The sequence below is a fragment of the Pseudomonas sp. 44 R 15 genome (assembly GCF_900004965.1).
Lineage (GTDB): Bacteria > Pseudomonadota > Gammaproteobacteria > Pseudomonadales > Pseudomonadaceae > Aquipseudomonas > Aquipseudomonas orientalis_A.
In genome coordinates this window covers 31,282-57,215 of the sequence record NZ_CVTU01000094.1, presented here as the reverse complement: position 1 = coordinate 57,215, position 25,934 = coordinate 31,282, and the positions used below count along the sequence as shown (strand labels likewise).

At 62.1% G+C, this 25,934-nt stretch carries 20 protein-coding genes and 2 pseudogenes; 16 read left to right on the top strand and 6 right to left on the bottom strand.

Features of this window, described 5'->3' with window-relative positions:
• Window positions 1–106: 106 nt before the first annotated feature.
• The 16 genes and pseudogenes from BFP93_RS15145 to BFP93_RS15070 all read left to right on the top strand — a co-directional run bounded on the left by BFP93_RS15145 (window position 107) and on the right by BFP93_RS15070 (window position 19,666).
• Window positions 107–1,552, top strand: a complete 1,446-nt coding sequence (locus tag BFP93_RS15145) for a purine-cytosine permease family protein (RefSeq protein ID WP_065893719.1) — start codon at window positions 107–109, stop codon at window positions 1,550–1,552.
• 68 nt (window positions 1,553–1,620) lie between these two features.
• On the top strand, window positions 1,621–2,586 hold the full coding sequence (locus BFP93_RS15140) for an ABC transporter substrate-binding protein (protein ID WP_065893718.1): 966 nt from the start codon (window positions 1,621–1,623) through the stop codon (window positions 2,584–2,586).
• 71 nt (window positions 2,587–2,657) lie between these two features.
• Window positions 2,658–3,509, top strand: a complete 852-nt coding sequence (locus tag BFP93_RS15135; protein WP_065893717.1) for an ABC transporter permease — start codon at window positions 2,658–2,660, stop codon at window positions 3,507–3,509.
• Window positions 3,506–4,330: a quaternary amine ABC transporter ATP-binding protein gene (locus BFP93_RS15130; RefSeq protein ID WP_065885735.1), complete on the top strand. Its 825-nt coding sequence runs from the start codon at window positions 3,506–3,508 to the stop codon at window positions 4,328–4,330. Before BFP93_RS15135 ends, BFP93_RS15130 begins: the two co-directional genes overlap by 4 nt.
• A gap of 136 nt (window positions 4,331–4,466) precedes the next feature.
• Window positions 4,467–5,975 (top strand): HAL/PAL/TAL family ammonia-lyase, encoded by a 1,509-nt coding sequence (gene hutH, locus BFP93_RS15125; RefSeq protein WP_065893716.1) that lies wholly within the window; start codon window positions 4,467–4,469, stop codon window positions 5,973–5,975.
• Window positions 5,976–6,003: 28 nt separating this feature from the next.
• On the top strand, window positions 6,004–7,542 hold the full coding sequence (gene hutH, locus BFP93_RS15120; RefSeq protein WP_104501338.1) for a histidine ammonia-lyase: 1,539 nt from the start codon (window positions 6,004–6,006) through the stop codon (window positions 7,540–7,542).
• A gap of 165 nt (window positions 7,543–7,707) precedes the next feature.
• The gene (hutI, locus tag BFP93_RS15115; RefSeq protein ID WP_065885733.1) at window positions 7,708–8,913 is read left to right on the top strand and encodes an imidazolonepropionase; all 1,206 of its coding nucleotides are present in this window, start codon (window positions 7,708–7,710) and stop codon (window positions 8,911–8,913) included.
• A gap of 11 nt (window positions 8,914–8,924) precedes the next feature.
• Window positions 8,925–9,725: an N-formylglutamate deformylase gene (gene hutG, locus BFP93_RS15110; protein WP_065893715.1), complete on the top strand. Its 801-nt coding sequence runs from the start codon at window positions 8,925–8,927 to the stop codon at window positions 9,723–9,725.
• A gap of 121 nt (window positions 9,726–9,846) precedes the next feature.
• Window positions 9,847–10,818, top strand: a complete 972-nt coding sequence (gene pip, locus BFP93_RS15105; protein WP_065885731.1) for a prolyl aminopeptidase — start codon at window positions 9,847–9,849, stop codon at window positions 10,816–10,818.
• A complete protein-coding gene (gene dtd / locus BFP93_RS15100) occupies window positions 10,815–11,252 on the top strand; it encodes a D-aminoacyl-tRNA deacylase (protein WP_065885730.1) in 438 nt (145 codons plus the stop codon). Before pip ends, dtd begins: the two co-directional genes overlap by 4 nt.
• Window positions 11,253–11,519: 267 nt before the next feature.
• On the top strand, window positions 11,520–13,271 hold the full coding sequence (locus BFP93_RS15095) for a glucan biosynthesis protein G (RefSeq protein ID WP_065893742.1): 1,752 nt from the start codon (window positions 11,520–11,522) through the stop codon (window positions 13,269–13,271).
• A pseudogene (gene mdoH / locus BFP93_RS15090) lies at window positions 13,264–15,836 on the top strand (glucans biosynthesis glucosyltransferase MdoH); the annotation flags it as partial. The gene BFP93_RS15095 and the pseudogene mdoH, both read left to right, overlap by 8 nt.
• Window positions 15,837–16,020: 184 nt before the next feature.
• On the top strand, window positions 16,021–16,821 hold the full coding sequence (locus BFP93_RS15085; RefSeq protein WP_065893714.1) for a transporter substrate-binding domain-containing protein: 801 nt from the start codon (window positions 16,021–16,023) through the stop codon (window positions 16,819–16,821).
• A 218-nt stretch (window positions 16,822–17,039) separates the two neighbouring features.
• Window positions 17,040–17,837 carry a transporter substrate-binding domain-containing protein gene (locus BFP93_RS15080; RefSeq protein WP_065893741.1) on the top strand — a complete coding sequence of 266 codons (798 nt, stop codon included), beginning with the start codon at window positions 17,040–17,042 and terminating at the stop codon, window positions 17,835–17,837.
• 142 nt (window positions 17,838–17,979) lie between these two features.
• Window positions 17,980–18,939 (top strand): amino acid ABC transporter permease, encoded by a 960-nt coding sequence (locus BFP93_RS15075; protein WP_065885727.1) that lies wholly within the window; start codon window positions 17,980–17,982, stop codon window positions 18,937–18,939.
• Window positions 18,932–19,666: an amino acid ABC transporter ATP-binding protein gene (locus BFP93_RS15070; RefSeq protein ID WP_065885726.1), complete on the top strand. Its 735-nt coding sequence runs from the start codon at window positions 18,932–18,934 to the stop codon at window positions 19,664–19,666. Before BFP93_RS15075 ends, BFP93_RS15070 begins: the two co-directional genes overlap by 8 nt.
• Before the next feature lie 113 nt (window positions 19,667–19,779).
• On the opposite strand, the gene BFP93_RS15065 is transcribed toward BFP93_RS15070, so the two are convergent.
• From BFP93_RS15065 to tatB, 6 genes and pseudogenes are all read right to left on the bottom strand, one after another.
• Entirely contained in the window at window positions 19,780–21,687 is a 1,908-nt protein-coding gene (locus BFP93_RS15065; protein WP_065893713.1) for a methyl-accepting chemotaxis protein, read from the bottom strand.
• A 135-nt stretch (window positions 21,688–21,822) separates the two neighbouring features.
• Window positions 21,823–22,527 carry a methyl-accepting chemotaxis protein gene (locus tag BFP93_RS29715; RefSeq protein ID WP_370671216.1) on the bottom strand — a complete coding sequence of 235 codons (705 nt, stop codon included), beginning with the start codon at window positions 22,525–22,527 and terminating at the stop codon, window positions 21,823–21,825.
• 201 nt (window positions 22,528–22,728) lie between these two features.
• Window positions 22,729–23,739, bottom strand: a pseudogene (locus BFP93_RS29710) (methyl-accepting chemotaxis protein); the annotation flags it as partial.
• 288 nt (window positions 23,740–24,027) lie between these two features.
• Window positions 24,028–24,735 carry a 16S rRNA (uracil(1498)-N(3))-methyltransferase gene (locus tag BFP93_RS15055; RefSeq protein WP_065893711.1) on the bottom strand — a complete coding sequence of 236 codons (708 nt, stop codon included), beginning with the start codon at window positions 24,733–24,735 and terminating at the stop codon, window positions 24,028–24,030.
• Window positions 24,732–25,523 carry a twin-arginine translocase subunit TatC gene (tatC, locus tag BFP93_RS15050; RefSeq protein WP_065885722.1) on the bottom strand — a complete coding sequence of 264 codons (792 nt, stop codon included), beginning with the start codon at window positions 25,521–25,523 and terminating at the stop codon, window positions 24,732–24,734. Before tatC ends, BFP93_RS15055 begins: the two co-directional genes overlap by 4 nt.
• Complete coding sequence (gene tatB, locus BFP93_RS15045) at window positions 25,520–25,924, bottom strand: Sec-independent protein translocase protein TatB (protein WP_065893710.1); 405 nt, start codon at window positions 25,922–25,924, stop codon at window positions 25,520–25,522. Before tatB ends, tatC begins: the two co-directional genes overlap by 4 nt.
• Window positions 25,925–25,934: the final 10 nt, after the last annotated feature.

Below are 25,934 nucleotides of genomic sequence, written 5' to 3'. Positions count from 1 at the left end.
GCTCGCGAAGGTATTCCAGGCATATCGCTGCGTTGAATGTACGTTTTTCGCGAGCAAGCTCGCGCCTACAGAAAAGCATCGAACAATCCATCAGAGGTTGAACAGCATGGCTGCGAACGACACCACCCCGTTGATCGAAAGGCGCTCGATCGACTACATCCCCGAAGCGGAACGACATGGTCGTCTACTGAGCCAGTTCACCCTATGGATGGGGGCCAACCTGCAAATCACCGCGATTGTCACCGGGGCCCTGGCCGTGGTGCTGGGCGGTGATGTGTTCTGGTCGTTGATCGGTCTGTTGATCGGTCAACTGATCGGCGGCGGCGTCATGGCGTTGCATGCGGCGCAAGGGCCCAAGCTTGGCCTGCCGCAGATGATCTCCAGTCGGGTGCAGTTCGGCGTGTATGGCGCGGCCATCCCGATCGTGCTGGTGTGCCTGATGTACCTGGGCTTTACCGCCACCGGCACCGTGTTGTCCGGGCAGGCGCTGGGCCAGTTGTTCGGGGTCAGCGACAGCGTGGGCATCCTGATCTTCGCCAGTGTGATCGTGCTGGTCACGGTGCTTGGTTACCGGGTGATCCATTTCATCGGGCGTGTTGCCAGCGTCATCGGCGTGATTGCCTTTGTCTACCTGTTCAGTCGCCTGATGAGCCAGACCGATGTTGGCGCGCTCCTGCAGATCCGTCACTTCAGCTGGAGCAGTTTTCTGCTGGCGGTGTCGCTCGCGGCCTCCTGGCAGATCGCCTTCGGCCCCTACGTGGCGGACTATTCGCGTTACCTGCCGAGCAAGACGTCATCGGTGAAAACCTTTTTCGCCGCGGGTGCGGGCTCGGTGATTGGCGCACAGGTGGCGATGGTGCTCGGTGTGTTTGCCGCCGCCATGTCCAACGGCCAATTCGCCGGGCATGAAGTGGCCTACATCGTTGGCTTGAGCGGTACGGGGGCCACTGCGGCGTTGCTGTACTTCAGCATCGCGTTCGGCAAGGTCACCATCTCCACGCTCAACTCCTACGGCAGCTTCATGTGCATTGCGACCATCATCAGCGGTTTTCGTGGCCGCCTTGAGGTCACCCGTCTGCAGCGCCTGGTGTTCGTGCTCGTCATCGTGGGTACGGCAACCCTGATCGCGTTGCTCGGCCAGCACTCGTTCCTCGGTGCGTTCAAGTCGTTCATCCTGTTCCTGCTGGCGTTCTTCACGCCCTGGAGCGCGATCAACCTGGTGGATTACTACTGCATCACCCGCGAGCGCTACGACGTGCCGGCCTTGTCCGACCCGAACGGACGCTACGGTCGCTGGAACCTGTTGGGGATCAGCGTCTATGTGTTCGGCGTGCTGGTGCAGTTGCCGTTCATCTCAACCAAGTTCTACACGGGGCCCCTGGTGGCTGCGCTGGGGGACGTGGATATTTCCTGGATCATCGGCCTGGTACTGCCTGCAGCCGTGTATTACGTGTGTGCAAAAAAATGGCACGGCACGGTGCCCGATCATCTGATCCTGCCGAAAGAGCAGGGCTCTTTACTCACAACAGACGGGCTGCCTGCGCAAGCCTGATGGGACGTGGACAAGGCAGGACGCCTTTTGACTGCCGTAATCCATTTCATGATTGGGAGCGTCACATAATGAAAATGCATAAGACCCTGCTGACCACGTTGCTGTCTGCGGGCTTGCTGGCAAGCGCCGGCGCCCAGGCGGCCGGCTGGTGCGAATCCGGCAAGCCGGTGAAATTCGCCGGGCTGAACTGGGAAAGCGGCATGTTGCTCACCGACATCCTGCAAACCGTGCTGGAGAAAGGCTACGACTGCAAAACCGACAGCCTGCCGGGCAACTCCATCACCATGGAAAACGCCCTGAGCAGTAATGACATCCAGGTGTTTGCCGAGGAGTGGGTGGGCCGCAGCGAAGTCTGGAACAAGGCCGAGAAGGCCGGCAAGGTCGTCGGCGTCGGTGCGCCGGTGGTTGGCGCGGTTGAAGGCTGGTACGTGCCGCGCTATGTGATCGAAGGTGACGCCAAGCGCAAGCTGGAAGCCAAGGCGCCTGACCTGAAGAACATCGCTGACCTGGCCAAGTACGCCGCCGTGTTCAAGGACCAGGAAGAACCGTCCAAGGGCCGCTTCTACAACTGCCCGGCCGGCTGGACCTGTGAACTGGACAACAGCGAAATGCTCAAGAGCTACGGCCTGGAAAGCACCTACACCAACTTCCGCCCCGGCACCGGCCCGGCGCTGGACGCGGCGGTACTGTCGAGCTACAAGCGCGGCGAGCCGATCCTGTTCTACTACTGGTCGCCGACGCCGCTGATGGGCCAGGTGGACCTGGTCAAGCTGGAAGAAAAGCCGGGCGTGGATAAGCGCGTGAGCATCAAGGTCGGCCTGTCCAAGACCTTCCACGAGCAAGCGCCGGAACTGGTGGCCGTGCTGGAAAAGGTCAACCTGCCCATCGACCTGCTGAACCAGAACCTGGGCCGCATGGCCAAGGAACGGATCGAGTCGCCGAAGCTGGCGAAAATTTTCCTCAAGGAACATCCTGAAGTCTGGCACGCCTGGGTGAGCGAAGACGCCGCCAGGAAAATCGACGCGGCCTTGTAGGTAAAGCGTGTCCGGCTACCCTGAGAGGCAGCCGGACGCCTGGCCTCAACCCACTGGATCGAGAGCACGCTATGTTTCCCGAGAGTTTTACGTTTTCCATCGCCGACTGGGTCAACGGTTGGGTGGACTCGCTGGTCACCAACTACGGCGATGTGTTCCGGCACATCTCCGACACCCTGCTGTGGGCCATCGTCAATCTGGAAGGGCTGCTGCGCGCGGCGCCCTGGTGGCTGATGCTGGCCATCGTCGGCGTGATCGCCTGGCATGCCACCCGCAAGCTGGTGACCACGGCCGTGATCGTCGGTTTGTTGTTCCTCGTCGGCGCGGTCGGCCTGTGGGACAAACTGATGCAGACTCTGGCGCTGATGATGGTCGCCACGGTGATCTCGGTGCTGATCGGCATTCCCCTGGGCATCCTTTCCGCGCGCAGCAATCGCTTGCGCTCGGTGCTGATGCCGTTGCTCGACATCATGCAAACCATGCCCAGCTTCGTGTACCTGATCCCGGTGCTGATGCTGTTTGGCCTGGGCAAGGTGCCGGCGATTTTCGCCACGGTCATTTACGCCGCGCCGCCGCTGATCCGCCTGACCGACTTGGGCATTCGCCAGGTCGACGGCGAAGTCATGGAAGCCATCAACGCTTTCGGTGCCAACCGCTGGCAGCAACTGTTCGGCGTGCAACTGCCGCTGGCGCTGCCGAGCATCATGGCGGGCATCAACCAGACCACCATGATGGCGTTATCGATGGTGGTGATCGCCTCGATGATCGGCGCGCGCGGCCTGGGTGAAGACGTGCTCGTCGGCATCCAGACCCTCAACGTCGGGCGTGGCCTGGAGGCCGGTCTGGCGATCGTGATTCTTGCAGTGGTCATCGACCGCATTACCCAGGCCTATGGTCGTCCACGGCATGAGGCGAGCAAATGACTACCGTCAGCAAAATCGAAGTCAAAAACGTCTTCAAGATCTTCGGCAACCGCTCCAGGGAGGCGCTGGCGCTGATTGGCCAGGGCAAGACCAAGGATCAGGTATTGGCCGAGACCGGCTGCGTGGTCGGCGTGAACGACCTGTCCCTGAGCATCGCTACCGGTGAAATCTTTGTGATCATGGGCCTGTCCGGCTCCGGCAAGTCCACCCTGGTACGTCACTTCAACCGCCTGATCGACCCCACCAGCGGCGCGATCCTGGTGGATGGCGAAGACATCCTGCAACTGGACATGGAAGCCCTGCGTCAATTCCGTCGCCACAAGATCAGCATGGTGTTCCAGAGCTTCGGCCTGTTGCCCCACAAAAGCGTGCTCGACAACGTCGCCTATGGCCTGAAAGTGCGTGGCGAAACCAAGCAGGTCTGCGCCGAACGCGCCCTGCACTGGATCGAAACCGTGGGCCTCAAAGGCTATGAAAACAAATACCCGCACCAGCTCTCCGGCGGCATGCGTCAACGTGTGGGCCTGGCCCGCGCACTGGCGGCCGACACCGACATCATCCTGATGGACGAAGCCTTCAGCGCCCTAGACCCGCTGATCCGCGCCGAGATGCAGGACCAGTTGCTCGAGCTGCAAAAGACCCTGCACAAGACCATCGTGTTTATTACCCATGACCTCGACGAGGCCGTGCGTATCGGCAACCGCATTGCGATCCTCAAGGACGGCAAGCTGATCCAGGTCGGCACGCCGCGCGAGATCCTGCACTCGCCGGCGGATGAGTACGTGGATCGCTTTGTTCAGCGGCGGGCGGCGGTGGTCTGATCCGGGTTTGGTGGTGAGGCTGCCGGCCTCATCGGGGGCAAGCCCCCTCCCACAGGGGAATGCATTTCAAAGGTGGGAGGGGGCTTGCCCCCGATAGGGCCGGTAAGGCTGCACAAAAATTGAAGAAGGTACAAAGATGCCCCAGGCAACACCAATCATCATCGCCGACACCCCCCTGCGCTGGCAGGACGTCGCCGCCGTCGCCCGCCACGGCGCAGTGCTCGAACTCTCGAGCCAGGCCTGGGCACGGATCGACAATGCCCAGGCCGTCGTGCAGTGCATCGTCGCCAGCGGCGAGCGCGCGTATGGCGTGAACACCGGCCTGGGCGCGCTGTGCAACGTGTCGCTCGAGGGCGAGCAACTGCGCCAGTTGTCGCGCAACACCTTGCTCAGCCACGCCTGCGGCGTCGGCCCTGTCTTGAGCGACGAGCAGACCCGCGCGATCATCTGCGCCGCCATCATCAACTACAGCCACGGCAAATCCGGCCTGCATCGGCAAGTGGTGCAGGCGCTGCTGGCGCTGCTCAACCACGGCATCACGCCCCAAGTACCGTCCCAGGGCTCGGTGGGCTACCTGACCCACATGGCCCATGTCGGCGTGGCGCTGCTCGGCGTCGGCAACGTCAGCTATCGCGGCCAGGTTGTGACTGCACAAGAAGCCTTGGCCGCCGAAGGTTTGCAGCCCGTCGTCCTGGGTGCCAAGGACGGCCTGTGCCTGGTCAACGGCACGCCGTGCATGACCGGCCTGAGCTGCCTGGCCCTGGCCGATGCGCATCACTTGCTGCAATGGGCCGACGTGATCGGCGCCATGAGTTTCGAAGCCCAGCGCGGCCAGATCGATGCCTTCGACGCAGAAATCATTGCCCTCAAGCCCCATGCGGGCATGCAGGAAGTCGGGCGTAACCTGCGCGCCTTGCTCGACGGCAGTGAAGTAATCGCCACCAGCCGGGGCGTCCGTACCCAGGACGCCCTGAGCATCCGCTCGATCCCGCAGATCCACGGCGCGGCGCGCGATCAGGTGGCGCATGCCACCCGCCAGATCGAGACCGAGCTCAACAGCGCCACCGACAACCCGCTGGTCCTCGGCACGCCGGACAACTACCGCGTAGTGTCCCAGGCCAACCCCCACGGCCAATCCGTGGCGCTGGCGGCCGACCTGCTGGCCATCGCCATGGCCGAAATCGGTTCGGTGGCCGAACGCCGCCTGGACCGCCTGATCAACCCGCACGTCAGCGGCCTGCCGGCGTTTCTGGTCAGCAACCCCGGGGTCAACTCCGGGATGATGATCGTGCAGTACGTCGCCGCGTCGTTGTGCGGGCAGAACCGCCAATTGGCGCAACCGGCGGTGCTCGACAACTTCGTCACCTCGGGCCTGCAGGAAGACCACTTGAGCATGGGCACCAATGCGGCGCTCAAGCTGCATCAGGTATTGCTCAACGTTACCCAGATTCTGGCCATCGAATACCTGCTGGCGGCCCATGCGTTCGAGTTTCTCAAGGGCCAGCGCTTCGGCGCCGGCACCGACCGCGCCTGGCGACTGCTGCGCGAAATGGTCCCCGCTTACGAGCAGGACCGCTGGCTGGCGCCGGACATTGCCGCGGCCGCCAACCTCATCAAAGACACCGCATTACCGAATTTGTATTGAATGCCTAGAAGAACAATTCACAAGGAGAATGAATGTGACTGCGCTAACCCTGATTCCAGGCCAACTGAGCCTTGCCCAACTGCGGGCCATCTACCAGCAGCCGGTAACCCTCAGCCTGGATGACAGCGCCACGGCGCAGATCGAAGCCAGTGTTGCCTGCGTGGAGCAGATTCTCGCCGAGAACCGCACCGCCTATGGCATCAACACCGGTTTCGGCCTGCTGGCCTCGACTCGTATTGCCAGCGAAGACCTGGAAAACCTCCAGCGTTCCCTGGTGCTGTCCCATGCCGCCGGCGTGGGTGAGCCGATCAGCGATGCGCTGGTCAGGCTGGTCATGGTGCTCAAGGTCAACAGCCTGAGCCGTGGGTTCTCCGGGATTCGTCGGCAGGTAATCGACGCGCTGATCGCGCTGATCAACGCCGAGGTGTACCCGCACATTCCACTTAAAGGTTCGGTCGGTGCATCCGGTGACCTGGCGCCGTTGGCCCATATGTCCCTGGTGCTGCTCGGCGAAGGCAAGGCGCGCTACAAGGGCGAATGGCTGGAGGCGACCGACGCGCTGAAAGTCGCCGGCCTGACGCCGCTGACCCTCGCCGCCAAAGAAGGCCTGGCCCTGCTCAACGGCACCCAGGTGTCCACCGCCTATGCCTTGCGCGGCCTGTTTGAAGGCGAAGACCTATTCGCCGGCGCTCTCGCGTGTGGTGGCCTTACCGTGGAAGCGGTACTCGGCTCGCGCTCGCCGTTCGACGCACGGATTCATGCCGCACGCGGCCAGCGTGGGCAGATTGATGCCGCTGCGGCCTATCGCGACCTGCTCGGTGAAAGCAGCCAGGTGTCCCAGTCGCACCAGAACTGCGACAAGGTGCAAGACCCTTACTCCCTGCGCTGCCAGCCGCAGGTCATGGGCGCCTGCCTGACCCAGTTCCGCCAGGCCGCCGAGGTGCTGGTGGTGGAGGCCAATGCCGTGTCGGACAACCCGCTGGTGTTCGCGGCCGAAGGCGATGTGATTTCCGGCGGTAACTTCCACGCCGAGCCGGTGGCCATGGCTGCCGACAACATGGCGTTGGCGATTGCCGAAATCGGCTCGCTCAGTGAGCGCCGTATCTCGTTGATGATGGACAAGCACATGTCGCAACTGCCGCCGTTCCTGGTGGGCAATGGCGGGGTCAACTCCGGCTTCATGATCGCCCAGGTCACCGCTGCGGCGCTTGCCAGCGAGAACAAGGCACTGGCCCATCCCCATAGCGTCGACAGCCTGCCGACCTCGGCCAACCAGGAAGACCACGTGTCCATGGCCCCGGCTGCGGGCAAGCGCTTGTGGGAAATGGCCGAGAACACCCGTGGCATTCTCGCTGTGGAATGGCTCTCCGCCTGCCAGGGCCTGGATCTGCGCGACGGCTTGAAAACCTCGCCCGCGCTTGAAAAGGCCCGTGGCCTGTTGCGTGACAAAGTGGCGTTCTACGACAAGGACCGCTTCTTCGCCCCGGACATCATCGCCGCCAGCGAACTGCTTGCCAGCCGCTGCCTGAATGAGCTGGTGCCGGCCAAGCTGCTGCCAAGTCTCTAACACGTCGCCGCCCCACTGCGCCGATCGTTCCCACGCAGAGCGTGGGAACGATCTTCTCCTCATAAGAATAATAGGGACGAGAAATGCACCCGCCAGAAAAAGGTTTGAAACGCGGGCTCAACGCTCGAATCGGCTTTGTCTCATTGATAACTTAGGGAGGCGTTAATGAAAACCCTTTGGCAACACTGCCACGTCGCAACCATGGCCCAGGGCAAATACTCGATTATCGAGGATGCCGCCATGGTGACTGCGGGCTCGCTGATCGAGTGGATCGGCCCGCGCAACCAGGCGCCGACGGCGGATTACGCCCAAGTGCATGACCTGCAAGGCGCGTGGGTCACGCCTGGACTGATCGACTGCCACACCCACACCGTGTTCGGTGGCAACCGCAGCGGCGAATTCGAGCAGCGCCTTGAAGGCGTCAGCTACGCCGACATCGCGGCCCGGGGCGGGGGTATTGCCAGCACCGTGCGGGCCACCCGTGCTGCGACGGAAGATGAATTGTTTGCCAGTGCCGAAAAGCGCCTGCGCAGTCTTTTGCGCGACGGCGTGACCACGGTGGAGATCAAGTCCGGCTACGGCCTGGACCTGGCCAACGAACGCAAGATGCTGCGCGTGGCGCGGCGCCTGGGTGAAGCGCTACCGGTGAGCGTACGCGCCACCTGCCTGGCGGCTCATGCGTTGCCGCCGGAGTACAAGGACCGCGCCGATGACTACATCGAGCACATCTGCAATGAGATGCTGCCGGCGCTGGCGGCAGAAGGGCTGGTGGATGCGGTGGATGCGTTCTGTGAATACCTGGCGTTCTCCACCGAGCAGGTCGAGCGCGTGTTTAAAGTCGCCCGGCAACTGGGCTTGCCGGTGAAGCTGCATGCCGAGCAACTCTCGTCGCTGCACGGTTCCAGCCTGGCCGCGCGTTACCAGGCGTTGTCGGCGGACCACCTGGAGTTCATGACCGAGGAAGATGCCATCGCCATGGCCGCTGCCGGCACCGTTGCCGTGTTGCTGCCAGGGGCCTTCTACTTCCTGCGCGAAACCCAATTGCCGCCGATGGACGCCCTGCGCAAACACGGTGTGAAGATTGCCATCGCCAGCGACCTCAACCCCGGCACTTCGCCGGCCCTGTCGGTGCGCCTGATGTTGAACATGGCCTGCACCCTGTTCCGCATGACCCCGGAAGAAGCCCTGGCCGGCGCCACGCAACATGCGGCTACCGCGCTGGGCATGGGCGACACCCATGGTTCGCTGGAAGTGGGCAAGGTCGCGGATTTTGTCGCCTGGCAGATCGATCGCCCCGCCGACCTGGCCTATTGGCTGGGTGGCGAGCTGGATAAACGCGTTGTGCGCCATGGCGTCGACGTCACTGTTTGAGGAGCATCGTTGTGGATAAGGTTCTGACATTCAAACAAGGCCGCGTACCGCTGCTGATCAGCATGCCCCACGCCGGCCTGCGCCTGACGCCTGCGGTCGAGACCGGGTTGATCCCCGAGGCGCAAAGCCTGCCGGACACCGATTGGCATATTCCCTTGTTGTATGACTTTGCCGAAGAACTGGGCGCCAGCACCCTGGCGGCCGAGTATTCGCGGTTCGTCATCGACCTGAACCGGCCATCCGATAACAAGCCGCTCTATGCGGGCGCCACCACCGGCCTGTACCCGGAGACGCTGTTCGATGGCGTGCCGTTGTTCCGTGAAGGGCAGACACCGTCCGAGGCCGAGCGCGCCACCTACCTGCAGAAAATCTGGGGCCCGTATCACCGCACGCTGCAAGAAGAACTGGCGCGCCTCAAGGCTGAATTCGGCTACGCGCTGCTGTTTGACGCGCACTCGATCCGCTCTGTGATCCCGCACCTGTTCGAGGGCAAATTGCCGGACTTCAACCTCGGCACCTTCAATGGCGCCGCCTGCGATCCCGAACTGGCCGGCCAGCTGGAAGCCATCTGCGCCCGGCATCCTCAGTACACCCACGTGCTGAACGGGCGTTTCAAGGGCGGTCACATTACCCGCCACTACGGTAATCCGGCGCAGGATATCCATGCGGTGCAGTTGGAGTTGTGCCAGAGCACGTATATGGAAGAGGTTGAGCCGTTCCGCTATCGCCCGGACCTGGCCGAGCCGACCCAGGTGGTGTTGAAACAATTGCTGCAAGCCTTGCTGGCATGGGGGCAGATGCACTATCGATAAAGGCTGACGCGGGTCCAGGCGCTCAAGGACATGCTCATTGCACAATTCGGGTTTATGATGCCAGACGGCAGAATAATAGACGTCCCCCCAGGGATGAACCCGACACCCCACGGAGCGCGCAATGCAGACTTGGTACCCGCAGATCAAACCCTATGCCCGGCACGATCTGGCAGTCGATGATGTTCACACCCTGTACGTCGATGAAAGCGGCTCCCCCGAGGGCCTGCCGGTGGTGTTCATCCATGGCGGCCCCGGCTCCGGTTGCGACGCGCAGAGCCGTTGCTACTTCGATCCGAACCTGTACCGCATCGTCACCTTCGACCAGCGCGGTTGCGGACGCTCCACTCCCCGCGCGAGCCTTGAAAACAACACCACCTGGGACCTGGTCGCCGACCTTGAGCGCATCCGCGAGCACCTGGGTATCGACAAATGGGTGCTGTTCGGTGGCTCCTGGGGTTCGACGCTGTCCCTGGCCTACGCGCAAACCCACCCCGAGCGTGTGCATGGCTTGATCGTGCGCGGCATTTTCCTGGCGCGTCCTCAGGACATTCACTGGTTCTACCAGGAGGGCGCGAGCCGGCTGTTCCCGGATTACTGGCAGGACTACCTGGCACCGATCCCGGTGGAAGAGCGTCACGACATGATCGCGGCGTATCACAAGCGTCTGACCGGCAACGACCAGATCGCCCAGATGCACGCGGCCAAGGCCTGGTCCGGCTGGGAAGGGCGCATGCTGGGCCTGTGTCCGAGCCCGCAGCATGTCGAGCGCTTCTCCGAGCCGCAGCGTGCCTTGTCCATCGCCCGCATCGAATGCCATTACTTCACCAATAACTCGTTCCTGGAGCCTGACCAGCTGATTCGCGATATGCACAAGATCGCCCATCTGCCCGGGGTCATCATCCACGGCCGCTACGACATGATTTGCCCGCTGGATAACGCCTGGGCGCTGCACCAGGCCTGGCCGAACAGTGAATTGCAGGTGATCCGCGAGGCGGGGCATGCCGCGTCCGAGCCTGGCATTACCGATGCGCTGGTCCGCGCAACCGGCGAAATGGCACGACGCCTGCTTGATTTACCGCCTGAGGAAGCATGAAGGGCTTGTTGCAACGGGTGCGAGGCGCCCGTGTCGAGGTGGCCGGCGAAATAGTCGGGGCGATTGACCAGGGTTTGTTGGTGCTGGTGGCCGTCGAACCTTCAGATACGCCTGAAAGCGCCGACAAACTGCTGCACAAGCTGCTTAACTATCGGGTGTTCAGCGACGATGAGGGCAAGATGAACCTGTCGTTGAAGGATGTCGACGGCGGGCTGTTGCTTGTATCGCAGTTCACCCTGGCGGCGGATACCAAAAGCGGACTGCGGCCGAGCTTCTCCACGGCAGCCCCGCCGGCCCTCGGAGCGGCGCTTTTTGATCACTTGTTGTTACAAGCGCAACAATTGCATGGCAAGGTGGCATCAGGGCGTTTTGGCGCGGATATGCAGGTGCATTTGGTCAATGATGGCCCTGTGACCTTTCTCCTACAGACCTGAATGTATGAAAAACGACTTTAATGCCTAAAAACGCAGGGTTTCGCTACAAATACTTCGTTGTCCCTGATGCGTTGTCTCGCGGGCTGCTAGATAATCGCGCGCTACGGGGATCAGCGTTGTTTGGTCCATTTTTGACTTAGGTAGAGACTTGTCCGGCAAACCAGTGGGGAATCATTTTGCCCCTGCGGAGTCGGAACAATGCTCGCCAACCTGGCATATAGATAGCTGGCCGTTGGTTTTTTGATCTGTTTTCGGCGAGGGTTGCTCGTGATTGTTAGTCCCTGTAATGCACCAAAATTGTCTGCCAAACGGTTACGAAACGCACTGGTGACGGGCTCTGCCCTGTTCTGCCTGTTCGGCGCGGGTCAACTGTGGGCATTCAGTCTGGACGATGTATCGGCCAAGGCAAAAGAGCTGGCCGGGCAGAAATACGAAGCTCCGCGCAGCAATCTGCCGAACGAATTCCGCGAAATGAAATTCGCTGACTACCAGAAGATTCGTTTCCGTAATGAAAAAGCCGAGTGGGCCGATCAGAACACCCCGTTCAAGCTGTCCTTCTATCACCAGGGTATGCACTTCGATACGCCGGTGAAAATCAATGAAGTCACCGCCGACAGCGTCCAGGAAATCAAGTACGACCCCAATCGTTTCGATTTCGGCGACGTGAAGTTTGATCCAAAAGCCACCGAACAGTTGGGTTATGCCGGCTTCCGGGTGCTGTTCCCGATCAACAAGGCCGACAAGCAAGACGAAATCATGACCATGCTCGGCGCCAGCTATTTCCGCGTCGTCGGCAAGGACCAGGTGTATGGCCTGTCCGCCCGTGGCATGGCGATCGACACGGCGCTGCCGTCCGGCGAAGAATTCCCGCGTTTCACCGAGTTCTGGATCGAGCGTCCGAAGCCGGGCGACAAGCACCTGGTGATCTTCGCCCTGCTCGATTCGCCGCGTGCGACGGGCGCCTACCGCCTGATCCTGCGTCCGGGCACCGACACTGTGGTCGACGTCAAGTCCCAGATGTACCTGCGCGACAAGGTGAGCAAGCTGGGCGTGGCCCCGCTGACCTCGATGTTCCTGTTCGGCGCCAACCAGCCGTCCAAGGTCCTCAACTACCGTCGTGAACTGCACGATTCCAGCGGCCTGTCGATCCATGCCGGCAATGGCGAGTGGATCTGGCGCCCGCTGAACAACCCTAAACACCTGTCGGTCAGCAACTTCAGCGTGGAAAACCCGCGTGGGTTCGGCCTGCTGCAACGCGGTCGCAACTTCAGCCACTACGAAGATCTGGACGACAACTACGACAAGCGCCCAAGCGCCTGGATCGAACCTGAGGGCGACTGGGGCAAAGGCACCGTCGACCTGGTAGAGATTCCGACCGCTGACGAAACCAACGACAACATCGTTGCCTTCTGGAGCCCGGCCGAACTGCCGGAAGTCGGCAAGCCGCTGGATGTGTCCTACCGCCTGCACTGGACGCTGGACGATGCCGCCTTCCATTCGCCGGACAGCGCCTGGGTCAAGCAGACCTTGCGTTCCACCGGTGACGTGAAGCAATCCAACCTGATCCGTCAGCCGGACGGCACCGTGGCCTACCTGGTGGACTTCGAGGGCCCGGCCCTGAAGAAACTGCTGCCTGACGCCCCGGTACGCAGCCAGGTCAGCGTTGGCGACAACGCCGAGCTGGTTGAAAACAGCGTGCGCTACAACGAGCACACCAAAGGCTGGCGCCTGACCCTGCGCATGAAGATCAAGGACGCGAGCAAGCCGACTGAAATGCGTGCGGCGCTGGTGCAGGAAATTGCACAGGCCGAGCCTGAACAGGTCTCGACCCACGTGCTCAAGGCTGACAAGGTCCTGGCCAAGCAACACGAGAAACAGGCCAAGAAAGACGCCAAAGAGGCGAAGGACAAGGACGCCAAGCAGCCAGAAGCTGCACCGGCCCCTGTCACGCCGGAGCCGGCCAAGACTGAACAAGTCCTGACCGAAACCTGGAGCTACCAGTTGCCCGCCGATGAGTAATTCACAAGTCAAGCCGGAAACTCTGACCGAGTATCTGGCGCATCTCCCCATGACGGCTGAGCAGCGCGCCGAGCTGGCGGGCTGCAGCTCCTTCAGCGAGCTGCACGAACGCCTGTCGTCCGCCACCTTCGACGCACCCACCGACGCCGCCCAAGCGTCGGTGGGCCGCAGGTTGACCCTGAGCACCGCCGAAGAGCTGCAGGACGCGGAGATGCTGGCGCTTGACGCCAGCGGCCGCGTGTGCCTGAAGGCGACGCCGCCGATCCGTCGGACCAAAGTGGTGCCCGAGCCTTGGCGCACCAACATCCTGGTACGCGGCTGGCGTCGGATGACCGGGCGCACCAACCCGCCGAAGCCGCCGAAAGACGAACGGGTACTGCCTGCCGCGCGCTGGCGCACCGTGGGTTCGATCCGCCGCTATATCCTGCTGGTGCTGATGCTTGGCCAGACCATCGTCGCCGGCTGGTACATGAAAGGCATCATGCCGTACCAGGGCTGGTCGCTGGTCGACTTCGACGAGATCCGCAACCAGACCCTGCTGCAAACCGCTACCCAGGTACTGCCTTACGCACTGCAGACCAGCATCCTGATCATGTTCGGGATTCTGTTCTGCTGGGTGTCGGCCGGTTTCTGGACCGCGCTGATGGGCTTCCTCGAGCTGCTGACCGGTCACGACAAATACCGTATCTCCGGTAAAAGTGCCGGCGACGAGCCGATTCCCAAGGATGCACGTACCGCGCTGGTGATGCCGATCTGTAACGAGGACGTGCCCCGGGTGTTCGCCGGTCTGCGCGCCACGTTCGAATCGGTGGCCGCGACCGGCGACCTGGACCGTTTCGACTTCTTCGTGCTCAGCGACAGTAATGAAGCGGATATCTGCATTGCCGAACAGCAAGCCTGGCTCGACGTGTGCCGCGAAGCCGGTGGTTTCGGCAAGATTTTCTATCGCCGCCGTCGCCGTCGCGTCAAGCGCAAGAGCGGCAACCTCGACGACTTCTGCCGTCGCTGGGGCGGTGACTACAAGTACATGGTGGTGCTCGACGCCGACAGCGTGATGAGCGGCGAATGCCTGACCAGCCTGGTACGCCTGATGGAAGCCACGCCGGATGCCGGGATTATCCAGACCGCGCCGCGTGCGTCGGGCATGGACACCCTGTATGCGCGCATGCAGCAGTTCGCCACCCGCGTTTATGGTCCGCTGTTTACCGCCGGTCTGCACTTCTGGCAGTTGGGTGAATCCCATTACTGGGGCCACAACGCGATCATCCGCATGAAGCCGTTTATCGAGCACTGCGCCCTGGCGCCGTTGCCGGGTAAGGGCGCGTTTGCCGGTGCGATCCTCTCTCACGACTTCGTTGAAGCAGCGCTGATGCGCCGCGCCGGCTGGGGCGTGTGGATTGCCTACGACCTGCCGGGCAGCTACGAAGAACTGCCGCCCAACTTGCTGGACGAACTCAAGCGTGACCGTCGCTGGTGCCACGGTAACCTGATGAACTTCCGCCTGTTCCTGGTCAAGGGCATGCACCCGGTGCACCGTGCGGTGTTCCTGACCGGCGTGATGTCCTACCTGTCGGCGCCGTTGTGGTTTTTCTTCCTGGTGTTGTCGACGGCCTTGCTGGCGGTGAACACCCTGATGGAGCCGCAGTACTTCATGGCGCCGCGCCAGTTGTACCCGCTGTGGCCGCAATGGCATCCGGACAAGGCGGTGGCACTGTTCTCCACCACCATCGTGCTGCTGTTCCTGCCTAAACTGCTGAGCATCATCCTGATCTGGGCCAAGGGCGCCAAAGAGTTCGGCGGCAAGTTCAAGGTGACCCTGTCGATGCTGCTGGAGATGCTGTTCTCCATGCTGCTGGCGCCGGTGCGCATGATCTTCCACACCCGCTTTGTACTGGCCGCGTTCCTCGGCTGGGCCGCGACCTGGAACTCGCCGCAGCGCGACGACGACTCCACGCCGTGGAGCGAAGCGGTCAAGCGTCACGGTCCGCAGACCTTGCTGGGCTTTTTGTGGGCGTTACTGGTGGTGTGGCTCAACCCAAGCTTCTTGTGGTGGCTGATCCCGATCGTCGGTTCGCTGATGCTGTCGATCCCGGTGTCGGTGATTTCCAGCCGGGTCAAGCTGGGCCTCAAGTCCCGCGATGAGAGCCTGTTCCTGATCCCCGAGGAATACAATCCGCCGCAGGCATTGCTGTCGACCGAGAAGTACACCCACGAAAACCGTTGGCACGCGCTCAATGACGGGTTTGTGCGTTCGGTGGTCGACCCGCAGCAGAACGCCCTGGCCTGTGCCCTGGCGACCTCGCGGCACCGCGAGGCGGAGCCGATCGAGTACCTGCGGGTGGAGCGTGTTCGTCACGCGTTGAAAGTCGGCCCGGCCGGCCTCACCAACAGCGAGCGCCTGGCCCTGCTCAGCGACCCGGTAGCCCTGGCGCGTTTGCATGAACAGGTGTGGAGCGAAGGCCACGCCGAGTGGCTGGATGCTTGGCGTGCTTCGATCAAGGCTGATCCGCACGCGCCATTGCTCCCGCTGCAACCGCTGTCGTCCCAGGCTCAACCGGCCTGATTCAGACGCCCCCGAGGGCCCACCTCGGGGGCGTTTCAAGCGCTGGTCCTACAGCGTTTTGCGCCGCTTCCTTTCCTCCCTAACTCCTTGTTATTTCGAAACAAAAGACCTTCGTTCGAAGCGTATTGCCGTGCCTGTGGCTGGGGTAGCATCGCCCCCCAAATTTGACGCGCCACGGGGGCACACATGTTCAAAAGGTATTGTTCGGCACTGCTGATAGGTGTTGTCGCATTGCTTCACACCGGCTTGCTCTGTGCCGGGGCGATTGACGACGCTGTGCGCCGTGGCGTGCTGAAAGTGGGCACCACGCCGACTTACGTACCGTTCGAAATGACGGACAAGCAGGGACGCATCATCGGCTTCGAGATCGACCTGCTCCAGGCGATGAGCCGCGCGCTGGGGGTAGAACTCGAACTGGTCGCGGTGCCTTACACGGAGTTGCTGTCGGGGCTGATGGCGGAGAAGTACGACCTGATCGGCAGCGGCATGACGGTCACCCAGGAGCGCAACCTGTACCTCAACTTCAGTGACTCTTTTATCGTGGTGGGCCAGTCGGTCCTGCTGCACCCGCGCCTGGCCGGCAAAGCATCGAGTATCGAAGACCTGGACGAGTCTGGCTATCTGATCGCAGTCACCGAAGGCACCACTGGCGAGGCAGCGGCGCAGCGCTTCCTGGGGGCGGCGCGGCTCAAGCGTTTCACTACGCCGGAGGAGGGCGTGCGCCACGTGGTGGAGGGCAAGGCCGACGCCTTTGTCTACGATGCGCCCTACAACCTGATCGCCATGACGCGGCCCGAGAACAGCGCATTGTTGACGCTGGAGCAGCCGTTTACCTTTGAGCCCCTGGCGTTCGGCCTGAAGAAAGGTGACTACGACAGCCTCAACTGGATCAATCACTTCCTCAACCAGGTGGCCCAGGACGGCACCTACGATCAACTGCATGACAAGTGGTTCAGGGACACTGCCTGGATGGCGGAGATCGACTGATGGTCATAACTACTTACACATCAACTCATTAGCGAGTCTGCGCGTCGACCCGTCCAGGCGTTTAGTCAGGCGCAGCGCCGTAGTGTTTCTCTTACCTGCGTCGATAACATTTAGTCGTGAAACCTTTGTGACGGGCAGCGAGTGCGTTAGGATCGCACCCCGAAATGGCGCAGCCCATACTGCGCCGGCCTTACAAAAAACGTTCAGGGGTCTTGATGATGAAAAAGTATCTTTCGATGCTGATGCTCGGCGTCACCGCACTGGTGGCGGCGACTGCGGCCCAGGCTGGCGCCATCGATGATGCGGTCAAGCGCGGCACGCTGAAAGTCGGCATGGACCCGACCTACATGCCGTTCGAAATGACCGACAAGCGCGGTGAAATCATCGGCTTTGAAGTCGACATCCTCAAGGCCATGGCCAAGTCCATGGGCGTCAAGCTTGAGCTGGTGTCCACCGGCTACGACGGCATCATCCCGGCCTTCCTGACCGGCAAGTTCGACATGATCGGCAGCGGCATGACCCTGACCCAGGAACGCAACCTGCGCCTGAACTTCAGCGAACCCTTCATCGTGGTCGGCCAGACCCTGCTGATTCGCAAGGAGCTGGAAGGCACCATCAAGTCCTACAAAGACCTGAACGATGAAAAATACCGCCTGACCTCCAAGCTGGGCACCACCGGTGAGATGGTCGCCAGGAAGCTGATCGCCAAAGCCAAGTACCACGGCTACGACAACGAGCAGGAAGGCGTGCTGGACGTGGTCAACGGCAAGGCGGACGCCTTTGTCTACGACGCCCCGTACAACGTGGTGGCCGAGAAGAAAGTCGGTAACGGCAAGCTGGTGTTCCTGGAAGAACCCTTCACCTTTGAGCCCCTGGCGTTCGGCTTGAAGAAAGGCGACTACGACAGCATCAACTTCATCAACAACTTCCTGCACCAGATCAGGAACGACGGCACCTACGATCGCATCCATGACAAGTGGTTCAAGAGCTCCGAGTGGCTCAAGGATATGGAATAAGGCTTAAGACCGAGTGATCGTTCCCACGCTCCGCGTGGGAATGCGGCTCGTGACGCTCTGCGTCACAAAGCGGACGCAGAGCGTCCAGTGAGGCGTTCCCACGCGGAGCGTGGGAACGATCGCTATACATGCGGACAGTGAAATGAAACAGAAAAAAGCCCAATGGCCCTGGCACCTGCTGACCGTGGTCGTGCTGGTCGGCCTGGCCGGCGCCTTGTACTACGCCACCTCGCTGATGTCCTACGAATGGCGCTGGAACCGCGTGCCGCAGTATTTCGCCTATCAGGCCGAAGAAGCGCAGCGTGCAGCCGATATTTCCACCGTCATCGAGCTGGTCCGCAAGGGCGATGTGGCCGAGGTGACGCTGCGCAGTGATGCCGGTGCCGAGCAGAAGGTGACGGTCGCCGACAACAGCCTGCAAGTGGCGCGTGGCGATGATGTGGCTGAAGGTGACGTCATCGGTGTCAACCGCCATTGGGCACTGGGCCCGTTGATGTGGGGCCTGTGGACCACGCTGTGGTTGTCGGTGGTGTCCGGCATCCTGGGCCTGGCGATTGGCCTGGCCACCGGCTTGTGCAGGCTGTCCAGCAACCCGACCCTGCGCGACCTGTCGACGATCTACGTCGAACTGGTGCGCGGTACGCCGCTGCTGGTACAGATCTTCATTTTCTATTTCTTTATCGGCACGGTACTCAACCTTTCTCGGGAGTTTGCCGGGATCGCGGCACTGTCGCTGTTCACCGGCGCCTACGTGGCGGAAATCGTGCGTGCCGGTGTGCAATCGATTACCCGTGGCCAGGACGAGGCCGCGCGCTCCCTGGGCTTGAGCGCCAGCCAGTCGATGCGGCATGTGGTGTTGCCGCAGGCGTTCAAGCGCGTCCTGCCGCCGCTGGCCGGTCAATTCATCAGCCTGGTGAAAGACACCTCGCTGGTCTCGGTGATCGCGATCACCGAGTTGCTCAAGAGCGGGCGCGAAGTGATCACCACCTCGTTTTCGCCGTTTGAAATTCTGTTCTGTGTGGCAGGCCTGTACCTGCTGATCAACCTGCCGCTGTCGAAGATGGCCAGCCGGCTTGAGCGGAGGCTCGCGCAAAGTGATTGAAGTTCGCGATCTGGTAAAAGTCTTCGATACCCGTGGCCATGTGGTGCGCGCCGTGGACCATGTCACCACCCAGGTAGCCAGGGGCGAAGTGCTGGTGGTGATCGGCCCGTCCGGTTCCGGCAAGTCCACCTTTCTGCGCTGTCTTAATGGGCTGGAGGAATTCGATTCAGGTTCGGTCAGCATCGACGGCCTGCAACTGGCCGACCCGAAGACCGATGTGAATGCCTACCGCCGTGAAGTCGGCATGGTGTTCCAGCATTTCAACCTGTTCCCCCACATGACCGTGCTGGAGAACCTGTGCCTGGCGCAAAAGGTCGTGCGCAAGCGCGGCAAGCGCGAGCGTGAGGCCAAGGCCCTGGCATTGCTGGAGAAGGTCGGTATCGCCCAGAAAGCCAATGAGTTTCCGTCGCGGCTTTCCGGAGGCCAGCAGCAGCGGGTAGCGATTGCCCGAGCCCTGGCAATGGAGCCCAAGGTGATGCTGTTTGACGAACCGACCTCGGCGCTGGACCCGGAAATGGTCGGCGAAGTGCTCGACGTCATGAAGACCCTGGCCCTGGAAGGCATGACCATGGTCTGCGTCACCCACGAGATGGGCTTTGCCCGTGAGGTGGCGGACCGGGTGTTGTTTTTCGATCACGGCAAATTGCTGGAAGACGCGGCGCCGGCCGAGTTCTTCGATGCGCCCAAGGACCCACGCGCCCAGGCTTTCCTGCGCCAGGTGCTATGACTGTAGGAGCGAGCTTGCTCGCGAAGATCGTCAACGATAACGCAGCGCACCTTAAATGAACGCGGCGGCCTTGGGCTTTTCGCGAGCAAGCTCGCTCCTACAGTGGTGGTTCTTCAGAACTTGAATTTGCCGACCAGCGTCTGCAGATCCACGCTCAACCTGGTCAATTGAACACTCGCCGCCGCCGTTTCCTCGCTGGCGGCTGCGGTCTGTTCCGACACATCCCGCACTTTCAATACGCTGCGATTGATTTCCTCGGCCACTGCGCTTTGCTGCTCGGCGGCGGCGGCAATCTGCGGGTTCATTTCCTGGATCACCGCCACCGTGCGGGCAATCGCCGCCAGGGCCTCGCCGGCGTCGCGGGTCAGGGCAACGCTGTTGTCGGTCAGGGTGCGGCTGCTGTCCATGATGTCGGCTACCTGCTGGGTACCGTTATGCAGGCCGAGGATCAGCCCTTCGATTTCTTCAGCCGATTCCTGCGTGCGTTGGGCCAGGCTGCGTACTTCATCGGCGACCACGGCGAAGCCTTGGCCGGCAGTGCCCGCGCGCGCCGCTTCGATCGCGGCGTTCAGGGCCAGCAGGTTGGTCTGCTGGGACACGGACTTGATAACGTCCAGCACGCTGGCGATCTTCTGGCTTTCCTGTTGCAGGGTCAGCATTGCGCGGCCGGACAAAGCCATTTCACTGGCCAGGTTGCCGATTTGCTCAACGGCCTGAGTGACCACCTGCTCGCCGGCGCCGGCCTGCTGATCTGCTTCGTTGGCGGCAACGGACGCGCGTTCGGCATGGCGCGCAACCTCTTGGGCGGTGGCGAGCATTTGATTCATCGCCGTTGCCACCTGGTCGGTTTCATCTTTCTGCTGGTTGAGCCCGTTACGGGTCTGCTCAGTGACGGTGGACAACTGCGTCGCCGCACCGGCGATCTGGCGGGCGCTGTCACCGATACCGCTGATCAGGCTGCGCAGGCTGCGGGTCATTTGGCCGATGCTGTGTTGCAGTTGGCCCAGCTCGTCGCGACGCTCCACCTGGATGTCGTGGCTCAAGTCGCCCTCGGCCACACGGTTGGCGGCGATCAGGATGCCACGCAACGGCGAGGCGATCTGCCGGGCAATCCACCACGCGGCCAGCGCTCCCAATACCAGCGCAGCCAGAGTGACGCCGATCAGCAATGTATGAGTCTGGGCCGCCTCCTGATTGCGCTTGGTGTTCTGGCTCTGGCTCAGCAAGTCGCTTTTCTCGCGCAACTCGTTGAGTTGCTGCTCGAAGCGGTTTTGCAGGGTTTCGACGTTGAGTTGGGCTTCCTTGAGCTTGACCAGTTGTGCGCGGTAATTGGCCAGGTCGGTTTTGAGCAGCGTGGAGTCCACCGGCAGCGTGGTGACGGTGGCCTGTGCGGCATCCAGGGCGTCCAGCGTCTGGTTGGCAGCCTCGGTATAGGCTTGCAATGAGTCGGCCGCCCAGGCGGGGTTCTGGGCGCGATCCTCAGCCTGCTCCATGGCTTGGCGCAATTGCTCGATGGCATCGAGCGCCTTTTCGTCATTCTGGTCGGGCAAGTCGCTGGCGAATTGGGCCAGGGTGTCACTGGCTTGCAGGGCAGATGTCTTCAGCGCCGGGCGGATGTTCTCGCGCTGCTCGATCAAGGCCGGTAGCTGCGCCAGCGCCGTCTTGAAGTCGGCTACCAGGCTTGCCGCCTCTGCAATGCGTTGCAGATCGACCGGGTCTATCAGGCGCTGCGAAAGGTCTGTCAGATGCTGGTCGATTTTCTCGATCTTCTGCGTCATCTGGTCCAGGCTGGCCTTGTCCGCCAGGGTGCGGTACACGATGCGGTCGGCGCGCATGGCCTGCGCCTGGACGGCCAGCTCGCCCAGGCTCGTCAGGCTGTCGGAGCGATAAAGGATGGCGTTCAAGGCCTGCCAGCCCGTTGCAGAGATGATGAAGCTGAGCATCAGCACTTGGCCAAAACCCAGCGCGAGCTTGAGGCGTACGCTGGCGTTCGCCAGCATGCGGGTCAGCCGAGATAACATGGCGCACCTCCCATTCAGAAAAAAGCGTTTCGCGACAGATGAACGCTAATTCGAATTGGAGTGAGGGCGGGCTGATAACCGTGTAGGAAATTTCACAAGATGCGGCAGCCGCAATCGGCTGCCGCGCAAGTTCGGTCAGATGCGGAAGCGACCGACCAGGGTTTGCAAGTAGATGCCCAGGCGCGCCAGCTCAGCACTGGACGCCGCCGTTTCTTCGCTGGCCGAAGACGTTTGCTCGGAGACATCGCGCACATTCAACACGCTGCGGTTGATCTCTTCGGCAACGGCGCTTTGCTGCTCGGCGGCGGTGGCGATCTGCGAGTTCATCGCCTGGATGGTCGACACGGTGCGGGTGATGCTCTCCAGCGCGCTGCCGGCCCGGCGCGTCAGTTCGACACTGCTGTCGGTCAGGCCGCGACTGTTGTCCATGATGGTCGCCACCTGCTGCGTGCCGTTTTGCAGGCCGACGATCAGCTCCTCGATCTCCTCGGTGGACTTCTGTGTGCGCTGGGCCAGGCTGCGCACTTCGTCGGCGACCACGGCGAAGCCACGCCCGGCTTCACCGGCACGCGCCGCTTCAATGGCCGCGTTAAGCGCCAGCAGATTGGTCTGCTGGGCCACGGACTTGATAACGTCAAGCACGCTGCCGATCTTGTCACTTTCGCGCTTCAGATCGCCCATGGCGATCGTCGAGTTGCCGACTTCGGTGGCCAGGCGTTCGATCTGGGCGATGGCTTCACCGACCACTCGGTCGCCTTCGCGGGCCTGCACATCGGCGGCCACGGCGGCTTCCGACGCTTCTTCGGCATTGCGCGCCACTTCCTGCACGGTGGCGGCCATTTCGTTCATGGCCGTGGCGACCTGGTCGGTCTCGACCTTCTGGCTGTTGACCCCGGCGCTGGTCTGCTCGGTGACGGCCGACAGTTGCTCGGCGGCGCTGGCGATCTGGGTCACGCCGTCGCTGATACCACCGATCAGCTCGCGCAGGCCCACGGTCATGCTCTGCATGGCGCGTTGCAGTTGGCCCAGTTCATCCTGGCGGGCGGACTCCAGGTTGTGGCTGAGGTCGCCCGAGGCCACGCGCTCGGCGACCTTGAGGGTTTGATTGAGCGGGATGATGATCTGGCGGGTGATGGCCCAGGCGGCGACGAGGCCAAACAGCAGCGCCAGCAGGGTAGACAGCAGCAACAGCTGTTTGGCTTGGGCGGCGTCGCTGTCGCGGACCACGGTTTGCGAGGCAGTGAGTTTGCTGCTGCGGTCCAACAGAATGTCGCCCTGGACGTTCATGATTTTCAGCGCGGCGGCGCTGGCCACCTGCGAGTCACGGTACTGGCTGACAGCGGCGCGGTAGGCTTGCAGCGAGGTGCTGGCCTGTTGCAGGTTGGTGGAAAATTGATCAGGTAGCTGGCCGTTGAGCGCGGCGATTTTCTTCAGGGCATTATCGATGGCATCCAGCGCGGGCTGCTCGGCTTCGACTTTGCCGCTGTAGGTGTAGCCGCGCACCTGGAACCGCGCCTGCTGGATCAGCTTGCTCAGGTCGACGATGCTGTTGAACTGGCTGACGCTGTCGCCCTGTAGCAGGGTCTTTTCCACTTCACCGACTTTGAGCACCGCATTGTCAGCAGTATCGCCGAGCTTGCTGCGCGCGTTTTCGCGATTGGCACCGGCCTGGACCATGGTGTCGAAGGCGCGCTTGTACTGGTCAACGGCGGCGAGTTGGTCATCGACCAGCGCGATATCGGCGGGCTGTTCAATCAGCGCCCGGGCCGTTTTCAGGCCGCTTTCCAGCTGGCCCAGAAATCCGTTGACTGCCCCCGGGCCCTGCTCGCCACGACGCATTTCAAAGTCCAGGCGCGCGATGCGCAGTTCCTTGCTCAAGTCGTTGAGGCTGGCAATGTAGCCCAGTTTGTCGCCACGGCTGATCACGCCCGAGAGCCCGGCCCAGCCGGTGAGTGTGATGATTAATGTAAGCAGCAACACCAGGCCGAAGCCGACGCCCAACTTGGTTTTGACGCTGACATTCCCCAGCTTTTCGGCTAACCAACGATACATGCTGCAAACTCCCCTGGAACAAGGCTTGGACTTATTCCGGGGTTATCGGCATGTACGCAGGATTCTGTAGCAACACGATCCAATGTGGGAGGGGGCTTGCCCTAATGCCAATCATTTAAGCGTACACCACCCCCTGTAGGAGCGAGCTTGCTCGCGAAAAACTCACAGGCACCGCGTTCATTCAGGAAGCACGCGTTATCGTTGACGTTTTTCGCGAGCAAGCTCGCTCCTACAAAAAGCCTTAGCTGACTGGCATTGGGGCAAGCCCCCTCCCACACTGGACTGGTGTCAGAACAAGCGGGCGAGCAGGGCGGTCACGGCGGTTTCAACCCGCAGGATGCGCGCACCGAGTTGCACCGGCTGCAGGCCGGCCTTGCTCAGCAATTCGACTTCATAGGGTATCCAGCCACCTTCCGGCCCGATCGCCAGGGTCACCGGTTCATCCAGGCCGCGGGGGCAGGGCGGGTAGTCGCCGGGGTGGCCGATCAGGCCAAGCGTGCCGGTGGTCATGGCCGGCAAGCGATCTTCAACGAACGGCTTGAAGCGCTTCTCGATAATGATCTCGGGCAATACTGTGTCCCGCGCCTGTTCCAGGCCGAGAATAAGCTGCTCGCGAATCGCTTCAGGCTCCAGGAACGGGGTCTGCCAGAAGCTTTTTTCCACGCGGTAGCTGTTGACCAGTACAACCTTCGGCACGCCCATGGCGGCTACCGTTTGCAGCACCCGACGCAGCATTTTCGGACGAGGCAGGGCCAGCAGCAGGGTCAGCGGCAGTTTGCCCGGCGGCGCCTGGTCGAAGCCGACGTGCAGCTCGGCTTCCCCGGCTTCCAGGCGCAGCAACTGAGCATTACCCATCAGCCCGCCGATGCGGCCCACACGCACGTTGTCGCCGACCACGGCGCGGTGCACCTCCTGCATATGCACCAGGCGCCGATCACGCAGCACCACCCGGTCGGCCGCGATAAAGTCGGCGTCTTCCAGCAGCAGCAGGTTCACGGCTGGGTCGCTGGCGGCTGGTCGTCGTCGGCAGTCTGGTCGTCCGGGTGCTCGCCACGCTTGCTGATCAAGCCGCTGAACAGGATGCCGATCTCGAACAGCATCCACATCGGCACGGCCAGCAGGGTCTGGGAGAAGATGTCCGGCGGGGTAAGGATCATGCCGACCACGAAGCAGCCGATGATCACGTAGGGGCGGATTTTCTTCAGGTAAGCCACGTTGACGACGCCGATCCACACCAGCAACACCACCGCCACCGGAATTTCGAAGGCTACGCCGAAGGCGAAGAACAGCGTCATCACGAAGTCGAGGTAGCTGGTGATGTCGGTCATCATTTCCACGCCGGCCGGGGTGGCGGCGGCGAAGAATTTGAAGATCAGCGGGAACACCAGGAAGTAGGCGAAGGCCATGCCGGTATAGAACAGCAGGATGCTCGACACCAGCAACGGCACGGCGATGCGCTTCTCATGCTTGTACAGCCCCGGCGCGATGAAGCCCCAGATCTGATGCAGGATCACCGGGATCGCCAGGAACAGCGAGACCATCATGGTCAGCTTCAACGGCGTCAGGAACGGCGAGGACACGTCGGTGGCGATCATCGTCGCGCCGGCCGGCAGATATTGGCGCAGCGGCGTGGAGACGAAGGTATAGATCTGCTGGGTGAAGGCAAACAGCCCGGCAAAGATGATGAAGATGGCCGCTACGCAACGCAGCAGGCGGGTACGCAGCTCGGTGAGGTGCGAGACCAGCGGCATGTGCTGGTCGTTTTCCGGTTTATCAGCGCTCATGGGGCTCGCGGCGGCAATGTAGGGTCATGGGGCGCGGGCGACGCAACGGGCGTCGGCGCAGGCTCGGTTGGCGCGGTCGGTGCCGGGGGGGCGGCTTCAGTCGCCGGCGCGATACTGTTCTGGGCCACAGGTTCCACCGGTTTGGCGGGCTCCTGCACGGGCGACAGAATCTTGCGCGTCTCCTGCTCCAACGACAGGATGTGCTCGTTGTGCAATTGCCGGCGGATCTCGTCGGCACCGATTTCCCGCTCAACTTCCTGTTTGATCGCGTTGAAACTGCGTTTCAGGCGCCCGATCCACAGGCCGGCCGTGCGTGCCGCACCGGGCAGGCGTTCGGGGCCCAATACCAGCAGGGCCACGAGGCCGACGAGCAGCAGTTCAGAGAAGCTGATACCAAACATTAGTCAGTGC